Origin of the sequence: Rhodococcus sp. 05-2255-3B1 (assembly GCF_002258545.1) — a bacterium.
Taxonomy (GTDB): domain Bacteria; phylum Actinomycetota; class Actinomycetes; order Mycobacteriales; family Mycobacteriaceae; genus Rhodococcoides.
The window spans coordinates 1-5,259 of record NZ_NOZC01000015.1 but is presented as its reverse complement, the minus strand read 5'-3'; the positions used below and the strand labels follow the sequence as shown (position 1 = coordinate 5,259).

Annotated in this window: 6 protein-coding genes; 3 read left to right on the top strand and 3 right to left on the bottom strand. The window is 62.0% G+C overall.

The genetic code is table 11. The features are described from left to right. Positions 1-170 precede the first annotated feature (170 nt). Positions 171-1,295 carry a tyrosine-type recombinase/integrase gene (locus CH249_RS09020; RefSeq protein ID WP_006898169.1) on the top strand — a complete coding sequence of 375 codons (1,125 nt, stop codon included), beginning with the start codon at positions 171-173 and terminating at the stop codon, positions 1,293-1,295. Beyond that, positions 1,292-1,624: a helix-turn-helix transcriptional regulator gene (locus CH249_RS09015; protein WP_006898170.1), complete on the top strand. Its 333-nt coding sequence runs from the start codon at positions 1,292-1,294 to the stop codon at positions 1,622-1,624. Before CH249_RS09020 ends, CH249_RS09015 begins: the two co-directional genes overlap by 4 nt. Positions 1,625-2,574: 950 nt before the next feature. Here CH249_RS09015 and CH249_RS27540 read toward each other — a convergent pair. Continuing rightward, a complete protein-coding gene (locus CH249_RS27540) occupies positions 2,575-3,027 on the bottom strand; it encodes a hypothetical protein (RefSeq protein WP_143544395.1) in 453 nt (150 codons plus the stop codon). A 102-nt stretch (positions 3,028-3,129) separates the two neighbouring features. On the opposite strand from CH249_RS27540, the gene CH249_RS27535 reads away from it, so the two are divergent. Continuing rightward, on the top strand, positions 3,130-3,708 hold the full coding sequence (locus CH249_RS27535; RefSeq protein WP_141214937.1) for a hypothetical protein: 579 nt from the start codon (positions 3,130-3,132) through the stop codon (positions 3,706-3,708). A 172-nt stretch (positions 3,709-3,880) separates the two neighbouring features. On the opposite strand, the gene CH249_RS09005 is transcribed toward CH249_RS27535, so the two are convergent. Both CH249_RS09005 and CH249_RS09000 read right to left on the bottom strand, forming a co-directional pair. Continuing rightward, positions 3,881-4,294, bottom strand: a complete 414-nt coding sequence (locus CH249_RS09005; RefSeq protein WP_006898173.1) for a RidA family protein — start codon at positions 4,292-4,294, stop codon at positions 3,881-3,883. A gap of 5 nt (positions 4,295-4,299) precedes the next feature. After that, the gene (locus CH249_RS09000) at positions 4,300-4,953 is read right to left on the bottom strand and encodes a TetR/AcrR family transcriptional regulator (protein ID WP_255032467.1); all 654 of its coding nucleotides are present in this window, start codon (positions 4,951-4,953) and stop codon (positions 4,300-4,302) included. Between the last annotated feature and the right edge of the window lie 306 nt (positions 4,954-5,259).

Genomic DNA, 5,259 nt, shown 5'->3' with positions numbered 1-5,259 from the left:
AACTAGGCGGAATTGCGTCCGATGCAACTGCGTTACACCGCATAAGCTGATGCGACCTGGACGTTGACCGCGGTGTCATCCTATCCGTTGCCGGCCCTCCGTCTCGCCTGACCTGCGGCGACGGCAGTCCGACTAGACTTGATTCAACATTGTTGTGTTTAATGCAACGCATGGGCGAGACTGAGATTCCGGGTGCGGCGCATCTGGTGTTGACCGACGGGGTAGTGCATCTCGAGCCCGAACAGGCAGTGTTCGAAGCGATGCTGGCGGGGTGGGAACGTCAGCAACGAACGCGGTTTCTCAGTGACGAGGGGACGATCGCGCCGCGTTTGTCGCTGGTGCGTCGGATGGCCGAGTTCACCAATTCGTATCCGTGGCAATGGGAACCGGCGGACGGTGAAGATTTCATCGTGCATCTGCGGTCCTCGGTCCGGCGTAAGCCGATCGTGGTGTCGACCGCCCGGTCGTACGAGATGTCGATTTGCTTGTTCATGGAGTACGTCACCGACAGCCGCTACGGTTGGCCTGCGCAGTGCTGGGATCGGTTTTCGGTTGTGCCGCAACAGGTTTTTCACGAGGGAAACACGATCGCGCATGCTGCAGATTTCGAGGGCGGACCGGGGAGGCGGCCGCTGACCTACGACGAAGTGCAGACCTTGTTCGATGCCGCGGACGGCCGCGTCGAGCAGATCCGCAAGCTGGGCCGCAAAGGTTCGTTGACAGCGTTACGCGACGCCGCCCTGCTCAAGACCGTCTACGCCTACGGACTGCGCCGTCGAGAGGCCCGCGGGTTAGATCTCTCCGACCGACGCCGCGCACCGAAAGCAGCGCAGTACGGCCAGTACGGTGCTTGGTTCGTGCGGTGGGGGAAGGCATCGAAGGGAAGCCCGCCGAAGCGGCGCACCGTGTTGACGGTTCCGGAGATGGATTGGATCGTCGATGTGCTCGACCACTGGGTCGAGGAGGTTCGGCCATTGATGAAGCCGGGCGCGCTGACCGCGCTCTGGGTCAGCGAGCGCGCCGGTCGAATGTCACTGCGCAGCATCAACGATGCCTTCGAGCAAGTGCGTCAGGCGGCGGGGTTGCCGGTCGAACTCGACCTGCACTGTCTGCGGCATTCGTACGTCACGCATCTGGTGGAGTTCGACTACCCAGAACGGTTCGTCTCCGAACAGGTCGGTCACCGATACGCCTCGACGACCGCGATCTATACCGGTGTATCCGACGAGTACCGAACCCGACTAATACGCCGAGCGCTGCAGAGCCGCGACACTTTATGGAAGGGAGCGCCATGATCAAGAAGATGGGCTACCGCTGGAACCTGCGACGCCTGATGGCCGACCATGAGATGTTCCAGACCACCGAGCTGGGCCCGCTGCTCGCCGAGCGCGGGATTCACCTCTCCCGCGAACAGGTCTACCGGCTCGTCACCGCACCGCCGCAACGGTTATCGATGGACACCCTCGCCGCGTTGTGCGACATCCTCGGGTGCACACCGAACGACCTCATCGAGATCGACGTCGTCAACACTGCTATCAAGAAGACGAGCAACGGCAGTACGGGTGAGCACCCAGCCCCGCCACGGGCACGACGCACCACCATCCGCCGACCAGAGACGACATGAGCCGACGGCCGGGAGTCGAGCCACGCCAGATCGTGCTCGAGCGAGCCGCCCATCACGTCAGAGACAGTGTTCCTGACCTCAGCCTCTGCGCCGCAATGGAATTCGTTGCCGAAGCGGTAGTCGACTCAACACTGAGACCGTTGGAAGCGCACCTTGCGCGGCATCCCGATGCGCTGACGTCGGGATCATCGAGCACCCCAGTGGCAGTGCAGCGACTGGCCGCGCTACTCGTCGCGGCCGGACACACCACGGTCACGATTCCCAGTTGCCTACGATGCAAGGCCCCAAAGATCCTGCACCACATAGTCGACGGAGGTCGTGTCTGCGACAACTGCCGACGATATTTCCACTGCGCGCCGTGCAGTCGCTGCGGCAAGGATCGGTCGATCGCCAAACGCGACGACCACGGCAGACCACTGTGCAGCTCATGCGTCCCCCGCAAGAGGGGGCCATGCGGACAATGTGGGCGAGTGTTGGCGATCAAGGCGCGGCGGAGCGACGGCGCCGCATTGTGTCCGAATTGCTACCGCACTCCGCACTGCACCTGCATCCGGTGCGGGGAGGACGCGCCCACATACGCCCACACCGACGACGGCCCGATCTGCAAAAGCTGCTACACCCGGCCCAAGCGCCGCTGCGGTGGGTGCGGCGAAGTCAGGGGAATCGACCGCACCGCCCGAGGCACCGAACCTGATCTCTGCAACCGCTGCCTCACCCGACCACGACACCCATGCGTGATCTGCGGTGCGGCGCATCCAGCACATCCGGATGCCCAACAACCGGTATGTCTTCGCTGCCGCGACGACGGCCATGTCCTCGAACCCCAGCTCACCGAATCCCCGACACGAGTACGCCGGCGACAACACGAAACCGCCCACGACGCACTCGAGGCAAAGCTCCGCATTGTCCTCAGTCACCCGGAACACGGCATTGCCGAGCAACTCGTTCCGTTAATTGCCGTCTTCGCCCACGTCCCCAATCCGTCTTCGACGATGCGCTGGCTTCATCGACGCGCCGGCGGTGCGAAGTTGCTTCACGAGCTCGCTCAACGAGCCCACCACGAGTCCCTGAGCCATGAACTGCTCGACCAATGCCCGCCGAGCTATGCTTTGCACCGACTGCGTGATCTGCTCGTCCACGCGGGAATTCTCGCGGAGCGCGACGAGTTGCTCGAGCGAATCGAACAGTGGCTCGAGCATGCCCTCGGTGAACGGCCCGCTCATCACATCGCACTCGTGCGACCATTCGCCACCTGGCACGTTCTGCGGCGTGCTCGCCGACGATCCAACCGACGGCCCGTCACGGTCAGCGCTGCCACTTACGTTCGGAGCCAAATCGCAATCAGTCTCGAATTCCTGACCTGGCTCGATGAACGCGGCAAGACACTGCCCACGACCGATCAAGCCGACATCGATGTTTGGCTCGACGGTGGCAGCGAATACCGTTACTTCGTAACCACATTCATAGAATGGTCGAAAGGAAGGAAGCTATGCTCCGACCTGACGGTGCCCCAAAGGCCGAGCGCCGGCCCGTCGAACTTGCTCACCGAAGAAGACCGGTGGGACATGCTCGACAGGTGTCTTCACGACGACGAACTGCCTCTCGACGTCCGAGTCACGGGTGCGCTCGTCCTGCTTTACGGCCGCACAACCACCAGCATCGCTACGCTGACCTGTGGCCGCATCGACGTCGTCGACCAGGAGACCTACCTGCGTTTCGACGAAGGCCCCGCCTTGGTGCCACCTGCACTGGCCGCACTCCTGACCACCCTGCGAGACAACAGAGTCGGTCGCGAAACCTTCTACCAGACCGAACTCGCAACCCGATTTCTGTTTCCGGGAAGGTCCCCGGGCAGGCCAATGGCGTCTGCTGTCCTCGCACGCAAACTCCGCCACCACGGGATCGAACCGCTTCCTGCCCGCCACTCGGCTCGCTCGGCCTGGGCCCGCGACATCCCTGCCCCGATCGCCGCTGACCTACTCGGCGTCAACATATCTACAGCCACCAAATGGTCCAGTCGAACACGACGAGACTGGGCCGACTACCTGCTCGCTCGTTCCGAAGAGCAACAAGACGAATCATGAACGTCAAGCTGAAACAGTGAATGTGCACTTACACAACACATTCAAGGTCCTACCATCGAGCATTTCGACCAGGTTCGATCCGGGCATCGGGTCTCGACTACCTGTCCCTGTTTTCGGATACACCGACGAGTGGGCAGGTTACGTCGCCGGTGGCCCCCAAATGGGGTTGCGTCTACGATTCGGCGCTTGGGTAGGAAGCGACTGCTTCGACCTCGAACAGGATGTCGGGCATGGCCAAACCCGACACACCGATTACGGTCTGTGTCGGTGGCAGCTCCCCGCAGCTGTCATGGACAACACTTCCGATGATTCCGAGCTTCTCGAAATCCGGGCCGACGACGTAGGTTCTGAGTTGGACGATGTTGCTGTGGTCGAGCCCGTGCGAAGCCAGGGCCACGCCGAGGTTGGCGAATGCTTGTTTCACTTGGCCGGCGAAGTCGGCAGAGACGACCATGCCGTCCTTTCCGGATCCGTACTGACCGGAGACGAACACTAGGCCAGTACCGGCTGGCACTGCCGCAGTGTGACTGTAGCCGTAGGGAATTGGGTCGTGGAGCTCACTGGGGTTGATGACTGAGTGGGACATGGGTGTCACCCTTCTTGTTCGCCGAGCGCCGGCGGGTTGCCGGAAGTTTCGTGGGTATCGACTTGGAGGACGTACGCCAACTGGGAGATGACTACGTCGCGGTAATTCGTTGCAGGAAGAGGCAGGTGGCCGAGTACCGTTGGGTACAGCACGCCGACGATGTTTGCCACTGCGACTTCGACGATGGACTCGACATCGAAGCGCGGGTCGAATTGACCGCTCTCCACTCCTCGACGAACAGCGTCCGCGAAGGGTTCTCGGTACTGGGTCGCCAATGCTGTGGCGTGCTGCCGGAGTTCGGTGTCGTGGGCGGCTGCCGTCCAGAATTCCATGAGCATCCGCCAGGTCGGAACATCCGTTGCAAGGCCACGGTCCACCATCGCCACCAGTTGTTTCCATGGGTCATCGAATTGCGCCGTGAATTCGCGCATGGCTTCAACGGCAACGGAAGTGGCGCGTTGGAAAGCTTCGATCAACATGTCCTCGCGAGATCCGAAGTAGCCCTGCAAGGTGCTTACTGCGATACCGGAGGCCTCGGAGATATCTGCGTACCTGGTGCCGCCGTATCCGCGGACCGCCATAGTCGATATCACCTGATCGAGCACGAGGAGACGCTTGGGGCCACCTGCTCGTCGGTTGCGCACTGCGGCCTCGCTCATAGCCATACCGTATCACAATACGGTATGGCTAACCGGTTCAACATCCGCCTTCGATCACGTCCACCGCCGCAAACGAGCCTCCGATTGACGTGACGGTGCGAATGGACGGGCTCGTACGGAACGGTTTCGCGCCCGCTGGCAGACGGCGGGCAGATCTGAAGATGCTTGGGCTACGGGGGCGTCCACCTCGGCTCGACGTCACCAAGGCTGGGCGAGCGGTGCCTAAACTGTTGTAACAGCCAAACCGGGGAGGAAGTGTCACCGTTTCCGAACACTGCAACTTTGAATATCGACACTCCGCCAGTC

Bases quoted from the DNA above. Each gene is read 5' to 3' on its own strand.
- CH249_RS09005 (WP_006898173.1), bottom strand. From the start codon at position 4,294: ATGTCCCACTCAGTCATCAACCCCAGTGAGCTCCACGACCCAATTCCC.
- CH249_RS09020 (WP_006898169.1), top strand. From the start codon at position 171: ATGGGCGAGACTGAGATTCCGGGTGCGGCGCATCTGGTGTTGACCGAC.
- CH249_RS09015 (WP_006898170.1), top strand. From the start codon at position 1,292: ATGATCAAGAAGATGGGCTACCGCTGGAACCTGCGACGCCTGATGGCC.
- CH249_RS09000 (WP_255032467.1), bottom strand. From the start codon at position 4,953: ATGAGCGAGGCCGCAGTGCGCAACCGACGAGCAGGTGGCCCCAAGCGT.